The sequence below is a fragment of the Mesorhizobium sp. M0772 genome (assembly GCF_040320135.1).
Classification (GTDB): Bacteria; Pseudomonadota; Alphaproteobacteria; order Rhizobiales; family Rhizobiaceae; genus Mesorhizobium.
In genome coordinates, this window is record NZ_JAMYPB010000008.1 from 1 (window position 1) to 14,408 (window position 14,408).

Here is a 14,408-nt window from a genome sequence, read left to right on the forward strand (position 1 = left end):
CCCCAACCCCCCAACACCCCCCCCCCCCGCCCGCCCAACCGGCCCACCCCCCCCCCCCCCCCCCCCCCCCCCCGGCGCCCCCCCCCCCACCTCTCCCCCGATCAACGGGGGAGAGGAAGGGCTCCCTTCCGCAACCGCTGCGGAGGATGGGCAGGCAGGTGAGGGGCAGCGCAAACGTCCGCAGGAGATTCAAACCCTGAAGCGCTGCCTTAGACCGATATGCGAGATTGATCCGAGCTGGCGCGCCAGCGCCACTTATGTCCAACACGGTACGAATCCGGCCGATGCAAAATCGTTACCTGCCCTATTTATTGACCTTGCCCAGCCTGTTTCTGGCCGCAGTCGTCATCTTCTGGCCGGTCTGGGACCTGATCCAGATATCGACGCATGATGTCAGCCGTTTTGGGCAGCTGCGGGACTTCAACGATTTCGCCAATTATTCCGCCTTCCTCGCCGATCCCGATTTCCTGGCGGCACTCTGGCGCACCGGCCTGTGGACCGTGCTGGTGGTCGGCGGCGCGCTGCTGTTGTCCGTCCCCGTGGCGATGATCCTCAATACCGATTTCTACGGCCGCGGCATTGCCCGCGTCATCATCATGCTGCCCTGGGCGGTGTCGCTGACGATGACGGCGGTGGTCTGGCGCTGGGCGCTCAACGGCGAAAGCGGGATGCTGAACTCGGCGCTGATCGGGCTTGGCCTGATCCATGAGAACATCCAGTGGCTGGCGCGCGCCGAGACGGCATTCCCGATGCAGGTGCTGATCGGCATATTGGTGACGGTACCGTTCACCACGACCATCTTCCTCGGCGGCCTGTCGTCGATCCCCGACGACCTCTACGAGGCGGCGGCCCTGGAGGGGGCGACGCCGCTGCAGCAGTTCCGCGAGATCACCTTTCCGCTGCTGAAGCCGTTCATCAACATCGCCATCGTCCTCAACACCATCTACGTCTTCAATTCCTTCCCGATCATCTGGGTGATGACGCAGGGCGGGCCGGCCAACTCGACCGACATCCTGGTCACCCATCTGTACAAGCTGGCCTTCCGCATCGGCAAGCTTGGCGAAGCATCGGCGGTGTCGCTGCTGATGTTCGCCATCCTTTTGATCTTCACCATGATCTATGTGCGCCTCGCCATGCGGGAGCAACGCGCATGATGCCCAAGCTGAAGCGCACGATCATTGCCTGGCTGCTGCTTTCGCCGCTGCTCGTGGTGACCATCTTCCCCTTCGCGGTGATGTTTTTGACCGCGGTCAAGCCGCGGCAGGAGGTGCTGTCGCCGACCTGGTGGCCAAGCGAATTCCACTGGTCGAATTTTGCCGACATGTGGGTGGCGACCGGCTTTGGCGAGGCGCTGGCCAATTCGCTCTATGTCTCTGTTATCGCCACCGTCGGCGCCATCCTGATCTCGGTGCCGGCTGCTTACGCCATGTCGCGGTTTCGCTTTGCCGGCTACGGCGCCTTCCGCCAGTTCCTGCTGATCTCGCAGATGATCTCGCCGATCGTGCTGGTGCTTGGCCTGTTCCGGCTGATGGCCGCCTGGGGCCTGATCGAATCGACGACGGCGCTCGGCGTCATCTACATGGCTTTCAACGTCGCCTTCACCGTGTGGATGCTGCAGAGTTATTTCGACACCATCCCGCGCGATCTCGAGGAAGCAGCGTGGATGGAGGGCGCCGGCCGCTGGCTGACCTTGCGAAAAGTGTTTCTGCCGCTTTGCCTGCCGGCAATCGCGGTCACCGCCATCTTCACCTTCATCAACGCATGGAATGAGTTCGTCGTTGCGCTCACAATGCTGCGCAGCCAGGAAAGTTACACGCTGCCGATCCAGGTGTTCTCGCTGGTCGCCGGCCGCTACACGATCGAATGGCACCATGTAATGGCGGCGACGCTGCTGGCGACGCTGCCGGTGGCGATTCTGTTCATCTGGCTGCAGCGCTATCTCGTCCGCGGGCTGGCGCTCGGGGCGGTCAAATAACCTCGCCATTCACAACGGAGCTTTCATGCGCATCTTCACCGCCTCGCTGGCGACCGAAACCAACACCTTCTCGCCGGTGCCGACCGACCGGGCGTCGTTCGAGATGGCGTTCTATGCCGGGCCGGGCAAGCATCCAGACACGCCGACCTTGTGCTCATCGACGATGGTCGCGCTGCGCCGGCGTGCGGCTGCCGAAGGGCTGACCGTCATCGAAGGCACCGCCACTTGGGCGGAGCCGGGCGGGCTGGTGCAGCGGCAGACCTATGAGGCGTTGCGCGACGAGATTCTCGGCCAGTTGAAGGCAGCCTTGCCGGTCGACGCCGTCATCCTCGGCCTGCACGGCGCCATGGTGGCGCAAGGCTATGACGATTGCGAAGGCGATCTGCTGGAACGGGTTCGCGCAATCGTCGGGCCCGACGTGGTGATCGCGGTGGAGCTCGACCCGCACAGTCATCTGACCCCAAAGCGCGTCGCGGCATGCAATGTCATGGCCTATTTCCTCGAATTCCCGCACACCGACTTCTATGAGCGCGGCGAACATGTCGTCGAGCTTGGATTGGCGGCGGCGCGCGACGAGATCAAGCCGGTGATCTCGACCTTCGACTGCCGCATGATCCAGGTGCTGCCGACCAGCCGCGAGCCGATGCGCTCCTTCGTCGACCGCATCAAGGCGCTGCACGGCAAGGACGGCGTGCTGTCGGTGTCGGTCATCCATGGCTTCATGGCCGCGGACGTGCCCGAAATGGGCACGCGCATCCTGGTCGTGACCGACAATGACAAGGCCAAGGGTGATGCGCTGGCGGAGAGGCTAGGGCGCGAGCTTTACGCCATGCGCGAAAAGACGGCGATGACGATGCTGAACACCGAGGATGGCATCGCGCGGGCACTGGCGGTGCGCAAGGGAAACCCCGGCAAGCCGGTTGTGATTGCCGACATCTGGGACAATCCCGGCGGTGGCGTCGCCGGCGACGGTACCGTTGTGCTGCGCGCCATGTTGGAACAGGACGTTGACAATTTTGGCGTGGCGACGATCTGGGACCCGATCGCCGTCACATTTTGCCAGGCGGCAGGCGAAGGCGCCGTCATCGACCTGCGCTTCGGCGGCAAGGCCGGGCCGCTGGCCGGCGAACCGATCGATGCGCGCGTCAAGGTGTTGAAGGCTGTCCGCGAGGGCTGGCAGAGCTTCGGGCCAAGCCGGGTGACGCTCGGGCCAACGGCGCTGGTGCGCGTCGAGGGCACGGAAATCGACATCATCCTCAACACCAACCGCACGCAGACCTTCGAGCCGGATATTTTCTCCAACATCGGCGTCGATCCGTTGTCGAAGGACATATTGCTGATCAAGTCGACCAACCATTTCTACGCCGGCTTTGAACGGATCGCGGCGGAGATTATTTATGTCTCGGCGCCGAGTTCGTATCCGAGCAATCCGGCGGTGACGGATTACAAGAAATTGACGCGGCCGGTGTGGCCCAGGGTGGCGGATCCTTGGGCAGTATAGGCTCACCTTCTCCCCTTGTGGGAGAAGGTGTCGCCGCAGGCGACGGATGAGGGGTGTTCCAGCGGAGTGAGGCGTCGGCGTTCCCTGGAACACCCCTCATCCGTCTCGGCGCTTCGCGCCGATCCACCTTCTCCCACAGGGGGAGAAGGGAAAGCCGCGCTACACCAATCCCCGCTTCACCATCATCGCTTCCGGCGAAGGCATCTTGCCGCGGAACGCCGTGTACAGCTCCTCCGGATCCTTCGACCCGCCGGCGGCATAGATATTCTTCCGAAGCCGTTCCGCCAGCGCCGGGTTGAAGGGATCGCCGGTCTCCTCGAAGGCGGCGAAGGCGTCGGCGTCGAGCACTTCCGACCACATGTAGGAATAGTAGCCGGCTGAATAACCGTCGCCGGAGAAGATATGGCCGAAATGCGGGGTGCGATGACGCATGGCGATGGTGTCGGGCATATCAAGCTTTTCCAGCGTTTCGGCTTCGAAACGCAGCGGTTCCGCCGGCGCATCCGGCCGCGCGTGATACGCCATGTCGATCAGCGCCGACGCTGTGAACTCGACCGTGGCGAAACCGGCGCCGAACGTGCGGGCGGCCAGCATCTTGTCGAGCAGCGACTTCGGCATCGGCTTGCCGGTCTTAACATGCAGCGCATGCTTTTCCAGCACTGCGGGCACCGTCAGCCAGTGCTCGTAGAGCTGCGAAGGCAGTTCGACGAAATCGCGGGAAACCGACGTGCCCGCCACTGACGGCCAGGTGACGTCGGTCAGCATGCCGTGCAAAGCATGGCCGAACTCGTGGAACAGGGTCTTGGCCTCATCGACCGACAGCAGCGCCGCTTCCCCCGCCGGCGGCTTGGCGAAGTTCATGATGTTGTAGATCACCGGCTTGGAGCCATCCCCAAGCTTGTAGCCAGACTTCAGCGCGCTCATCCAGGCGCCAGAACGCTTCGAGGATCGGGCGAAATAGTCGGCGAGGAACAGGCCGCGCTCGCTGCCATCGGCGTTCTTCACCACGAAGACGCGCGCGTCGGGATGCCAGGCGGCGATGCCCTTCTTCTCCTCGAAGGTGATGCCGAACAGTTTTGTGGCGACGTCGAAGCAGGCGTCGATGACCCGGTCCAGTTGCAGATACGGTTTCAGTTCCGCCTCGTCGAAGGCGAATTTTTCGGCGCGCAACTTCTCCTGGTAGAAGCGCCAGTCCCAGGCGGCGAATTTTTCGTTGCTGCCTGCCTTGGTCGCCAGCCGCTCCAGCTCCTTCTGGTCGGCGGCGGCCTTCTCCAGCGCTTTCTCCCAGACCGGGTCGAGGAGGTCGTGCACAGCCTTCGGCGTCTTGGCCATGGTGTCGTCGAGTTTCAGCGCGGCGAACGAGGCATAGCCGAGCAGCCTGGCCTTTTCGGCGCGCAATTTCAGCATGTCGCGCACCACTGCGGTGTTGTCGCTGGCGCCACCGTTCTGGCCGCGCATGGTGAAAGCGCGGAAGGCGGTCTCGCGCAGGTCGCGGCGTTCGGAGAAGGTCGTGAACGGCTCATAGATAGAGCGCGACAAGGTGACTGCGTAGCGGCCCTTCTGGCCGCGCGTCTCGGCGGCTTCGGCCATCGAACTCTTCACGAAGTCCGGAAGGCCGGCAAGATCAGCCTCGTCGAGGAACAGCGCCCAGTCGCGCTCGTCGGCCAGCACGTTCTGGCCGAAAGTGGTGCCGAGCGAGGACAGCTCCTCGCTGATGTTGGCCAGCCGCTTCTTGCCGTCGGCGTCGAGTTTTGCGCCCGATCGCACAAAGCCTTTCCAGGTCTTCTCCAGCACCCGCAGCGTCTCGACGTCGAGTTTTAGCGTCTCCCGGCGCTGGTGGAGGTCGTCGATGCGGGCAAACAGTTTTTCGTTCATCGAGATCGCCGAGAAATGCCGCGACATCTTCGGCGAGATCTCACGCTCCAGCGCCTGGATCGCATCGTTGGTGTGGGCGCCGGCCCGGCACCAGAAGATCGACGAGACATGGTCGAGCGGCTCACCGGCGAGCTCGAGGGCTGCCAGCGTATTCTCGATGGTCGGCGCATCCTTGTTGCCGGCGATCGCATCGATTTCGGCCTCATGTGCCTTCAGCGCCGCGTCGAACACCGAGGAGAAATCGTCGTCGCCGATGCTGGCAAAATCCGGCAGGCCGAGCGGCCCTTGCCATTTGGTCAGCGGATGGGCGGCGAGATCGACGGTTTTCGTGGACGGCATGGGGGATCTTTCGATGATTGGCGGAGCTTGCTGACCGATGTAGGGCGATGACTGGCGCGGCGCAACAGCGCGGCCGTTCAAGCCCGCGTCAGAAGCCGTCGCAATTTTCCGCGATCGCCGCTTGCGAACTGGCGGTGATGCGGTTGCCGGTGACGGCGAACGTTTCCTGCATCAGCATGTCATTGTTGGGGAAATCATAGCAGGCGATGACAGTGGTGACGCCGGCCTCGCTCTTTTCGACGCGATGCCGGATTGCGGCGCCGGCGACCGCGCCCTTCCATTCGTCGATCGACGCGATGAACTCCTGCTTCGACTGCACGACGCCGAGATCGTCGAGCTTGATGCGGACATCGTCGGCGAGCAGGTCCGACAATTCGGTGCGATCGGCGACCAGCAGCGCCGAATACCAGCGGTCGATAATGGCGCCGTCATCGGAGCGGGCAGGGACGAGCGAAATCAGCAGCGCCGCTACGGCGAAAGCGATCGCACGCCAAACCCGCATTCTTCCCTCCTCTTATTTGACCATGCCCTTATCCGAAAACCGGTTCCCACTTTTCGGGATCATGGGTCTACGTCAAATCCGGCCGCTCGAAGTCGCCAGTGTCCTTGTTCATCACCCAGAGCTCGCCTGTCGAGATGTCGAACCAGGCGCCATGCAGCGACAGCCGCCCCTTGCCTTCGAGGATGGAGACGCAAGGGAAGGTCCTGAGATTGGCGATCGAATAGCGGATGGAAATACGCTCCAGCGCCGTCTGCCGTTCGGTTGCCGTCATGAACGTGCTGGACGAAACGGTTTCGGCCGCCGGCGCGATCAGGCTCATCCATTTGCCGATGAAGTCGCCGGGCGACAGCGGCGCCGAATTGGTGTCGAGCGCGGCGCGGATGCCGCCGCAGCGGCCATGGCCCATCACCACGATGTTTTTAACCTTCAGGCTCTGCACGGCGAATTCGAGCGCGGCCGAGGTCGAGTGGAACTCGCCGTCCGGCGCATAGGGCGGCACCAGATTGCCGACATTGCGCAGGACGAACAGTTCGCCCGGACCGGCGTCGAAGATCGCCTCGGGGGCAGAGCGGGAATCGCAGCAGGCAACGATCATGGTTTCGGGCGCCTGCCCTTCGCGGGCGAGCTCGCGATAGCGTCCGCTCTCGGTGAGATAGCGGCCATTCATGAAGTTGCGGTAGCCGGTCCAAAGATGTTCGGGGAGATGGGGCATGGGCTAGGGATGAAGCCTTTCGGGGTTAGCGACGGCAGCTCATTTCAAGTTAGAAAGGCTCTAACGGCAAATGCCCGTCGCGGGCAATGCCGAATTGCGGATGGCTTCGTCGCAAATCGCCATGCCGCACGCATGGCTCGCCGCTTGCCTCACGCCCAGATCGCCAGGGGAATGCCCAAACGGTCGGCAAGCGGCGGGTCGGGAAACGGCTTTGCCTCGCCGCCGGCAATGCGTCCGGCAATCAGCATCATCGCTGCGGCGTCGAGGAAATCGTCGGCGGCAGCACCGCGTTGCGGCGGCTGGTCAAGGAAAGCTCTGGTATAGCCGTGCCGGCAGAGCAGTGCCTTGCGCTCTTCCATCCCGGCAGGATTGACTGCGCCCTTGATCTTCTTCGGCAGCGTCATCGGTTTTTCGCCGTTCAGCCGGCAGAAGGCCACTTCGGGGTGCGATTCGAAGACGCGGCGGCGCAGTTGCGGACGTGCAATCAGCAGCGCGTCGATCTCGCGTATCTTGGCAAAGATGCCGAAGGCCTGGATCGAGACGCCGCGTGGCGGATCGGAGGTCGCCCTGGCCACCTCGCTGGCGCGCCGATGCGCCTCATACCAGGCCTCGACCGTGGTGAAGTCGCTGATCTCGGCGTAGAGGGCCGCGCGGGACGGGATAGAGAAGACGCTGGATTGCCGTGCTCCGAGCATTGGCCGTACCAAGGTCTCCGGCCCGCGCCCGCCTCTTTGCGAGACGTCCGGCAGGCCGATCGGCATGTCGACGGCCACTGTCGCATCGGCGGGCAAGGCGTCGAGCAGGGCCGCAAAGCTGGGAAAGACGCGGACTGACGGCGCGGCGTCCAGATCGCGGCGGACGGCGATCCAGCCGGCCTTGCAGCCGTCTACGCCGACGACCACGGTCGAGGTCACGCCCGGCGGTCCCGCCCCGGATGGGTGAGGTGGCGCAGCTGCACCATCGCCATCGGGTGCGACAGGCTCTGGGCATCGGTTTCAAGCTGCAGCTCGTCGCCGCCACGCTTGGCGGTTCGCGCCAGGATTTCGTAGACGGCGGCGGTGGTCGATTGCAGCGCCTTGATCGGCGGCTGCCCCGACAGGATGCGGGCGAGGTAGACGGCCGCAGTCAGGTCGCCGAGGCCATTCGGCGGCTTGTCGATGAGGCGGTGTTCGGACAGCAGCGCCTGGGTGCCGTCAAGCAGCAGATTGCCGGTGCCGCCGGTCATCATCGACTGTGCCGACGTCACCAGCATTGTTGACGGTCCGGCATGGAGGGCGGCCGAGATCACGGATTTCAGATCGGGCAAGGGCGCGCCGGCCATCCACTCCAGCTCATAGCGGTTGGGGGTGGCGATGTCGGCGATCGGCATCAGTCGATCACGCATGGCGGCGGCCGTCAGCTCGGGCACGTAGAGCCCGCCGGAATCGCCCATCACCGGATCGCATATATAGATCGCGTCCGGCGTCTTGGCCTTGATGGCCGCGACCAGCGAAGCGACGGCGTCGGCCTGGCCGGCCTCGCCGAGATAGCCCGACAGCACCGCACCGACCTCACCCAGCCAGGGCGCGCGCTCGAGATCGGCCATCAGCGCCTTGAACTGGTCGAGCGGCGGCACGATGCGCGTGGCGCGGCCATGGCCCGGATGCCAGGGCAAGATGACCGTCGGTACCGCCCACACCGGAAAGCCCAGCGTCTCCAGCGCAAACACGGCGGCGCGGTTACCGACCGAGCCGCGGGCGACATGGCTGGAAATGACGATGACCGCGCGCGGCGCGTCGGCTTTTTCGCTGTTCATGGAAAATCCTAGATACGGATCATTTTTCGTTGAATCGTCATCCTGATCTATCTCTTTGGTTGGAGGATGATCTCCGGACAAAACGGTTCCCGTTTGTCCGAGAAAACCGGTTCCTACTTGTCAGGATCATGGTCTAGCTACCCCGGGAGACGTAGTACACGAGCCAGATCAAAAGGCCGAGGGCGACGATGAGCCCAAGTGCGCGACCGATGCGGGTGCCCCAGACCTCGATCGGATCGGATCGGTCGGCCTCCGCTGCGGTAACATGATCGCGCGCGCCTTTCGCTGCCCGTGACACCAGCGATGCGCCGCCAAGGCCGCCCTCGTTCGCCACGCGCTCGATAATGCGGCGCGATTCGCTGTCATCGTCGCGGCCTTCCGCCATGGTCCTGTCCTGTTTGCCGGCAACCATACCGTGTTCGCGCGATCAATCACAGGGCCTCGCCGGCGCATGAATGCGCGCCAGCGGCAGACATTTTCTTGAGCGCGGATTGTGCTAATGCTTCGCATGCAACTTCTGTCGAGGGACCTCACCATGTTTGCCCAGCGCCTTGCCTTCCCTTTCCGCAGTCTGCCGGCCGTGCTGATGATGGCCGTCGTGCTGCCTCTGCTCGCCGGCTGCGGCTTCAACACCATCCCGACGGCGGAGGAAAACGCCAAGGCGGCATGGAGCGAGGTGCTGAACCAGTATCAGCGTCGGTCCGACCTCATTCCCAATTTGGTCGAGACGGTGAAGGGCTATGCCTCGCATGAAAAGGACACGCTCGATGCGGTGGTCGAGGCGCGCGCCAAGGCAACGCAGATCACGGTGACGCCGGAAACGCTGAAGGACCCCGAAGCGCTCAAGAAGTTCCAGGATGCGCAATCAGGGCTGACCAGCGCGCTGTCGCGGCTGATCGCGGTGTCGGAGGCCTATCCCGACCTCAAGGCCAACCAGAATTTCCTGGCGCTGCAGGCGCAGCTCGAAGGCACCGAGAACCGTATCGCCGTGGCGCGGCGCGACTACATCCTGGCGGTCAAGGATTACAATCTGACGCTGAGGACCTTTCCGTCGGTGCTATGGGCAACCTTCTGGTTCCGCAGCAACGAGCCCTTCGCCAACTTCACCGTCGAAGAAGACAAGATGCAGCCGCCGAAGGTCGATTTCGGCACGAAGCAGGGCGGGTGATGACGTCTGGGTGAGCTTGGCCTTTGCCAGCCTTGCGTTCCTTCACACCCCCCTCTGTCCTGCCGGACATCTCCCCCTCAAGGGGGGAGATCAGCTGTCTTCTGTCCTTGCGCCAATTATCAGCGTTGCCGGCTGAGCGTCGGCAGCGAGATTGCCAATCTCCCCCCTCGAGGGGGAGATGTCCGGCAGGACAGAGGGGGACGCGAAGGAACGCCAACCTTGGTGTTCTTCTCGCCTTTCTGGCCGTCTTCCTGCCCCTCACCGCCTTCGCCGCCGACCTCCCCGCGCTGACCGGCCGCGTCGTCGACAATGCCGGCATCATCGATGTAGGCACCAAAGCCGCGCTCACCCAGAAACTCGCCGACTTCGAGACCAGAGGCTCCGACCAGATCGTCGTCGCAACCATCCCCAGCCTCGACGGCGAGGAGATTGAGCCTTACGCCAACCGGCTGTTCCGCTTCTGGAAGCTCGGCCAGGCCAAGGAAAACAACGGCGTGCTGCTGCTGGTGGCGCCGAACGACCGCAAGATGCGCATCGAGGTCGGCTATGGGCTGGAAGGCACGCTGACCGATTTGCACACCAAGCTGATCATCGAAAACGACTTGGTGCCGGCGTTCCGCGCCGGCGATTTCTCCGGCGGCATTTCCAAGGCCGTCGACGACATGGTGATGGTGCTGGAAGGCAATCCGGAGGAATTGGAGGCGCGCGGCGAGCGCAACCAGAACCCGCCCATCAATACCGACAATCTGTTCTTCGCCGTCTTCATCAGCATCTGGGCGATCATCTTCTTCGGCAGCATGGCTGCCTCCATCCTGCCGCCGATCTTCGGCAGAAAGCTCGGTCCCGGCCGCTATCGCTGGCTCGGCATGACATTCGAGCCGGGCCGGCGGTCGTCCAGCGGCGGCGGGTCTTCGGGCGGGGGCGGCTGGTCGTCGGGTTCAAGCGGTGGTGGCGGCTTTTCCGGCGGCGGCGGTTCGTCCGGCGGCGGCGGCTCCTCGGGAAGCTGGTGACGAGATGACAACACGCATCGCCAATCCCTGGCATGGCCGCTTCGCCACGATGACCGGCGCTGCCTTGCTGGTCTTGCTCGTCAGCTTCGCGGCGCTGGCGGCGGAACTGCCCGCCCTCACCGGTCGTGTCGTCGACAATGCAGGCATCATCGATGCCGCGACCGAGGCGGCGCTGACGCAGAAGCTGGCCGATTTCGAGACCAAAGGCTCCGACCAGATCGTCGTCGCGACGGTTCCCAGCCTCGACGGCGAGGAGATCGAGCCTTACGCCACCCGGCTGTTCAACGCCTGGAAGCTCGGCCAGAAGGCCAAGAACAATGGCGTGCTTCTGCTGGTGGCCGTGAACGACCGCAAGATGCGCATCGAGGTCGGCTACGGGCTGGAGGCCACACTGACCAACCAGCACGCCACACGGATCATTGAAGACGGCATGGTGCCGGCTTTCCGCGCCGGCGATTTCTCCGGCGGTATTTCCAAAGCGGTCGACGACATGATCATGGTGATCGAGGACGGTCATGGTGGTTGAGGGGAGCTGTGATGGCATGACAGTACGCGTCTTCAATCCGCCAAAACCTGGCCGCGCAGCCGCGACGATCGGCATCGCCTTGTTGACGATGCTCGCCATGCTGTTCGTAGCCTTGGCGGCAGACCTGCCGGCACTCACCGGGCGGGTGGTGGACAATGCCGGTATTATCGACGCCGCGACCAAGGCGGCACTGACGCAGAAGCTCGCGGATTTCGAGACCAAAGGCTCCGACCAGATCGTCGTCGCCACGATCAACAGCCTCGACGGCGAGGAGATCGAACCCTACGCCAACCGGCTGTTCCGCTTTTGGAAACTCGGCCAGGCCGGCGAAAACAACGGCGTGCTTCTGCTGGTGGCCAAGAACGACCACAAGATGCGCATCGAGGTCGGCTACGGGCTGGAAGGCACGCTGACCGACCTGCACACCAAACTGATCATCGAAAACGACATGGTGCCGGCGTTCCGCGCCGGTGATTTCTCCGGCGGCATTTCCAAGGCCGTCGACGACATGGTCATGGTGCTGGAAGGCAACCCGGAAGAACTGGAGGCGCGCGGCAAGCGCAACCCGGCCGACCGCAGCACGCCCATCGATCCCGTCGTCGCGGTCTTCCTGATCCTGTGGGCGGCGATGTTCTTCGGCGGTCTGGCGATGGCCTTCCTGCCGCCGATCTTCGGCACCAAGCTGTCGCCGGGCGTGTATAAATGGCTGGGCATGACCTTTCGCTACGGCCAGGGGCCGAGCGGATCGTCCTCGGGCTCCAGCAGCTGGACAACAAGTTCGTCGTCGGGCAGCGGATGGTCATCGGGAAGTTCGGGCAGCAGCTGGTCTTCGGGCTCAAGCAGCGGCGGCGGGTTTTCAGGCGGCGGCGGTTCGTCTGGCGGTGGCGGGTCTTCAGGGAGGTGGTGAGAGAAGATGGCAACACGACCGATCAGCCCACAGGACCATGAGCGCATCGCCACCGCGATCCGCGCCGCCGAGGCCAAAACCGACGGCGAGATCTACTGCGTCGTTGCGCATGCCAGCGACGGCTATTTCTTTCCCGCCGCCTTCATGGCGACATCAGGCATGCTGATTGCCAGCCTCGCCGTCGCCTATGGGCTGGAAGCCTGGTGGCTGTCGATCCGGCTGCCGCATTTCGTCATTGTCCAACTGCTGGCACTGGCCTCGGTGTTGGTGCTTTTGTGGGCGCTGCCGGGCTTGCGCATCCATCTGGTGCCGCGCCGGCAGCGTTATCAGGCGGCACATGACAATGCGCTCAGGCAGTTCCTCGCCCGCAATGTCCACCGCACCACGGCGCGCACCGGCGTGTTGGTCTTCGTGTCGATCGCCGAGCGTTATGCCGAAGTGGTCGCCGATTCGGGCATCGACAGCAAGGTCGGCCAGCATGTCTGGGACGGCGTGGTGCGCGATCTCCTGCAGCATGCCGGTGACGACCGGCTCGCCGACGGCTTCGTCAAGGCGATCGGGCAGGTCGGCGCGGTGCTGGCCGAGCATTTCCCGGTGACGTCGGGCGATGCCAATGAACTGGACGATCATCTCGTCGAGATCTGAAAAGCCAGCACGCGCTACCCGGACGGACGCCTGACCGCGCCGGCTGGGTGCGTTTTCCAGGCAGGCTTTGCCCATTGTCAGCAGTGTCGCGATCGGCTGTGAGAAAGCGGTCGGCGGGCTGACCTCGACTCTTGCAAATGGCCGATGCGGGTTTATGGTTAACAAATCATGAATACGCTGAGCATCGACATCAGGAAAGCCGAACCGCGCGACGCCGGCGCCATTGCGGACGTGCACCAGCTGGCCTGGGAGGGCGCCTATTCCGGCATCATCCCGCATCGCTCGCTGACCTCGATGATCAACCGCCGCGGCGCCGACTGGTGGGCCAACGCCATCCGCCGCGCCGCCACCGTTCTGGTGGTCGAGATCGGCGGCACCATCGCCGGCTATGCCACGATCGGCAAGAACCGCGCCCGCGAGCTGAAGCAACAGGGCGAAATCTACGAACTTTACCTGCGTCCGGAATATCAGGGCATCGGGCTCGGCAGCCGGCTGTTCAAGGCGGCGCGGGCGCGGCTTGCCGACCACGGGCTGAAGGGAATGGTGGTGTGGGCGCTGGAAGACAACCAGAACGCACTTTCCTTCTATGCCGGCGCGGGTGGCCGTGACGTCGCCGAAGGCGTCGAGATTTTCGAGCAGAGGGCGCTCAAGAAGGTCGCCTTCGTCTGGGAATGACCGGCCTCGGTTACAAATCATCATAAACCGTGCGCTTCCGTTAGCGCTTCGCACCAATCGCCGCATTGCACCATGCCGCGCCGCCCGCTATCGATCTTGGACATCGAGAGAGGGATTTAAGCCATGCGAATCGAAGCCATTGCCATCGGAAAGAACCCGCCCGAGGACATCAACGTCATCATCGAGGTGCCGATCGGCGGCGAGCCGATCAAGTACGAGATGGACAAGGAGGCCGGCACGCTGTTCGTCGACCGTTTCCTGCACACCTCGATGCGCTACCCCGGCAATTACGGTTTCGTGCCGCACACGTTGTCGGGCGACGGCGACCCGATCGACGTGCTGGTCTGCAACACGCGCGCCCTGGTGCCGGGATGCGTCATCAATGTGCGGCCGATCGGCGTGCTGGTGATGGAAGACAATGCCGGCCAAGACGAGAAGGTCATTGCCGTGCCGTCGCCGAAGCTGACGCTGCGCTACGAAAACGTCACCGAATACACGCAGCTGCCCGAGATCACCCGCGACCAGGTCCAGCACTTTTTCGAGCACTACAAGGATCTCGAGCCCGGCAAATGGGTCAAGATCGAAGGCTGGCACGATTCCAAATACGCCAAGAAGATGATCGTCGACGCGATCGCACGGGCGAAGGCGGCAAAGTAGCGCCGAGAGAGGCCTGCGTCTCGTTCAAGTAAGCGGCAAACGCCAGCGCGAGGCACCCCCCCTCTGGCCTGCCGGCCATCTCCCCCTCAAGGGGGGAGATCGGATGTCGCAACGGCTTTCG

15 protein-coding genes and 1 pseudogene are annotated in these 14,408 nt (G+C 63.8%); 10 read left to right on the top strand and 6 right to left on the bottom strand.

The window, feature by feature from the left end:
- Positions 1–284: 284 nt before the first annotated feature.
- From NKI06_RS07365 to NKI06_RS07375, 3 genes are read left to right on the top strand one after another with little or no spacing between them, the layout of a single operon-like run.
- Entirely contained in the window at positions 285–1,154 is an 870-nt protein-coding gene (locus NKI06_RS07365) for a carbohydrate ABC transporter permease (RefSeq protein ID WP_023726098.1), read from the top strand.
- Entirely contained in the window at positions 1,151–1,975 is an 825-nt protein-coding gene (locus NKI06_RS07370; protein WP_023737938.1) for a carbohydrate ABC transporter permease, read from the top strand. The genes NKI06_RS07365 and NKI06_RS07370 overlap by 4 nt, the downstream gene beginning before the upstream one ends.
- A 25-nt stretch (positions 1,976–2,000) precedes the next feature.
- Positions 2,001–3,476 (top strand): M81 family metallopeptidase, encoded by a 1,476-nt coding sequence (locus tag NKI06_RS07375; protein ID WP_352984665.1) that lies wholly within the window; start codon positions 2,001–2,003, stop codon positions 3,474–3,476.
- Between the two features lie 159 nt (positions 3,477–3,635).
- Here NKI06_RS07375 and NKI06_RS07380 read toward each other — a convergent pair whose 3' ends face one another.
- The 6 genes from NKI06_RS07380 to NKI06_RS07405 all read right to left on the bottom strand — a co-directional run bounded on the left by NKI06_RS07380 (position 3,636) and on the right by NKI06_RS07405 (position 9,084).
- Positions 3,636–5,690, bottom strand: coding sequence for a M3 family metallopeptidase (locus NKI06_RS07380; protein WP_352984667.1), 2,055 nt, complete (start codon positions 5,688–5,690; stop codon positions 3,636–3,638).
- Positions 5,691–5,778: 88 nt separating this feature from the next.
- Positions 5,779–6,192: a hypothetical protein gene (locus NKI06_RS07385; RefSeq protein WP_023668612.1), complete on the bottom strand. Its 414-nt coding sequence runs from the start codon at positions 6,190–6,192 to the stop codon at positions 5,779–5,781.
- Between the two features lie 67 nt (positions 6,193–6,259).
- Positions 6,260–6,904 carry a carbonic anhydrase gene (locus NKI06_RS07390; protein WP_023681438.1) on the bottom strand — a complete coding sequence of 215 codons (645 nt, stop codon included), beginning with the start codon at positions 6,902–6,904 and terminating at the stop codon, positions 6,260–6,262.
- A gap of 149 nt (positions 6,905–7,053) precedes the next feature.
- Positions 7,054–7,818, bottom strand: coding sequence for a DUF429 domain-containing protein (locus NKI06_RS07395; protein ID WP_352984669.1), 765 nt, complete (start codon positions 7,816–7,818; stop codon positions 7,054–7,056).
- Complete coding sequence (gene pdxY / locus NKI06_RS07400) at positions 7,815–8,699, bottom strand: pyridoxal kinase PdxY (protein WP_352984671.1); 885 nt, start codon at positions 8,697–8,699, stop codon at positions 7,815–7,817. Before pdxY ends, NKI06_RS07395 begins: the two co-directional genes overlap by 4 nt.
- A 133-nt stretch (positions 8,700–8,832) precedes the next feature.
- Entirely contained in the window at positions 8,833–9,084 is a 252-nt protein-coding gene (locus NKI06_RS07405) for a hypothetical protein (RefSeq protein ID WP_023698736.1), read from the bottom strand.
- 150 nt (positions 9,085–9,234) lie between these two features.
- Between NKI06_RS07405 and NKI06_RS07410 the strand changes: the two genes are divergently transcribed.
- The 7 genes and pseudogenes from NKI06_RS07410 to ppa all read left to right on the top strand — a co-directional run bounded on the left by NKI06_RS07410 (position 9,235) and on the right by ppa (position 14,287).
- A complete protein-coding gene (locus tag NKI06_RS07410; protein ID WP_023681434.1) occupies positions 9,235–9,867 on the top strand; it encodes a LemA family protein in 633 nt (210 codons plus the stop codon).
- 239 nt (positions 9,868–10,106) lie between these two features.
- Positions 10,107–10,877, top strand: a complete 771-nt coding sequence (locus tag NKI06_RS07415; RefSeq protein WP_352984809.1) for a TPM domain-containing protein — start codon at positions 10,107–10,109, stop codon at positions 10,875–10,877.
- Between the two features lie 49 nt (positions 10,878–10,926).
- Positions 10,927–11,385: pseudogene (locus tag NKI06_RS07420) on the top strand (TPM domain-containing protein); the annotation flags it as partial.
- Between the two features lie 34 nt (positions 11,386–11,419).
- Positions 11,420–12,310, top strand: coding sequence for a TPM domain-containing protein (locus NKI06_RS07425; protein WP_352984672.1), 891 nt, complete (start codon positions 11,420–11,422; stop codon positions 12,308–12,310).
- 6 nt (positions 12,311–12,316) lie between these two features.
- Positions 12,317–12,955: a TPM domain-containing protein gene (locus NKI06_RS07430; protein ID WP_023700186.1), complete on the top strand. Its 639-nt coding sequence runs from the start codon at positions 12,317–12,319 to the stop codon at positions 12,953–12,955.
- 168 nt (positions 12,956–13,123) lie between these two features.
- The gene (locus NKI06_RS07435) at positions 13,124–13,630 is read left to right on the top strand and encodes a GNAT family N-acetyltransferase (RefSeq protein WP_023688843.1); all 507 of its coding nucleotides are present in this window, start codon (positions 13,124–13,126) and stop codon (positions 13,628–13,630) included.
- Between the two features lie 123 nt (positions 13,631–13,753).
- Positions 13,754–14,287 carry an inorganic diphosphatase gene (gene ppa / locus NKI06_RS07440; RefSeq protein WP_023668623.1) on the top strand — a complete coding sequence of 178 codons (534 nt, stop codon included), beginning with the start codon at positions 13,754–13,756 and terminating at the stop codon, positions 14,285–14,287.
- Positions 14,288–14,408: the final 121 nt, after the last annotated feature.

Excerpts from the sequence above, each read along its gene's own strand:
- NKI06_RS07365 (WP_023726098.1), top strand. The coding sequence starts at position 285 with ATGCAAAATCGTTACCTGCCCTATTTATTGACCTTGCCCAGCCTGTTT.
- NKI06_RS07370 (WP_023737938.1), top strand. The coding sequence starts at position 1,151 with ATGATGCCCAAGCTGAAGCGCACGATCATTGCCTGGCTGCTGCTTTCG.
- NKI06_RS07375 (WP_352984665.1), top strand. The coding sequence starts at position 2,001 with ATGCGCATCTTCACCGCCTCGCTGGCGACCGAAACCAACACCTTCTCG.
- NKI06_RS07380 (WP_352984667.1), bottom strand. The coding sequence starts at position 5,690 with ATGCCGTCCACGAAAACCGTCGATCTCGCCGCCCATCCGCTGACCAAA.
- NKI06_RS07385 (WP_023668612.1), bottom strand. The coding sequence starts at position 6,192 with ATGCGGGTTTGGCGTGCGATCGCTTTCGCCGTAGCGGCGCTGCTGATT.
- NKI06_RS07390 (WP_023681438.1), bottom strand. The coding sequence starts at position 6,904 with ATGCCCCATCTCCCCGAACATCTTTGGACCGGCTACCGCAACTTCATG.
- pdxY (WP_352984671.1), bottom strand. The coding sequence starts at position 8,699 with ATGAACAGCGAAAAAGCCGACGCGCCGCGCGCGGTCATCGTCATTTCC.
- NKI06_RS07405 (WP_023698736.1), bottom strand. The coding sequence starts at position 9,084 with ATGGCGGAAGGCCGCGACGATGACAGCGAATCGCGCCGCATTATCGAG.
- NKI06_RS07410 (WP_023681434.1), top strand. The coding sequence starts at position 9,235 with ATGTTTGCCCAGCGCCTTGCCTTCCCTTTCCGCAGTCTGCCGGCCGTG.
- NKI06_RS07425 (WP_352984672.1), top strand. The coding sequence starts at position 11,420 with ATGACAGTACGCGTCTTCAATCCGCCAAAACCTGGCCGCGCAGCCGCG.
- NKI06_RS07430 (WP_023700186.1), top strand. The coding sequence starts at position 12,317 with ATGGCAACACGACCGATCAGCCCACAGGACCATGAGCGCATCGCCACC.
- NKI06_RS07435 (WP_023688843.1), top strand. The coding sequence starts at position 13,124 with ATGAATACGCTGAGCATCGACATCAGGAAAGCCGAACCGCGCGACGCC.
- ppa (WP_023668623.1), top strand. The coding sequence starts at position 13,754 with ATGCGAATCGAAGCCATTGCCATCGGAAAGAACCCGCCCGAGGACATC.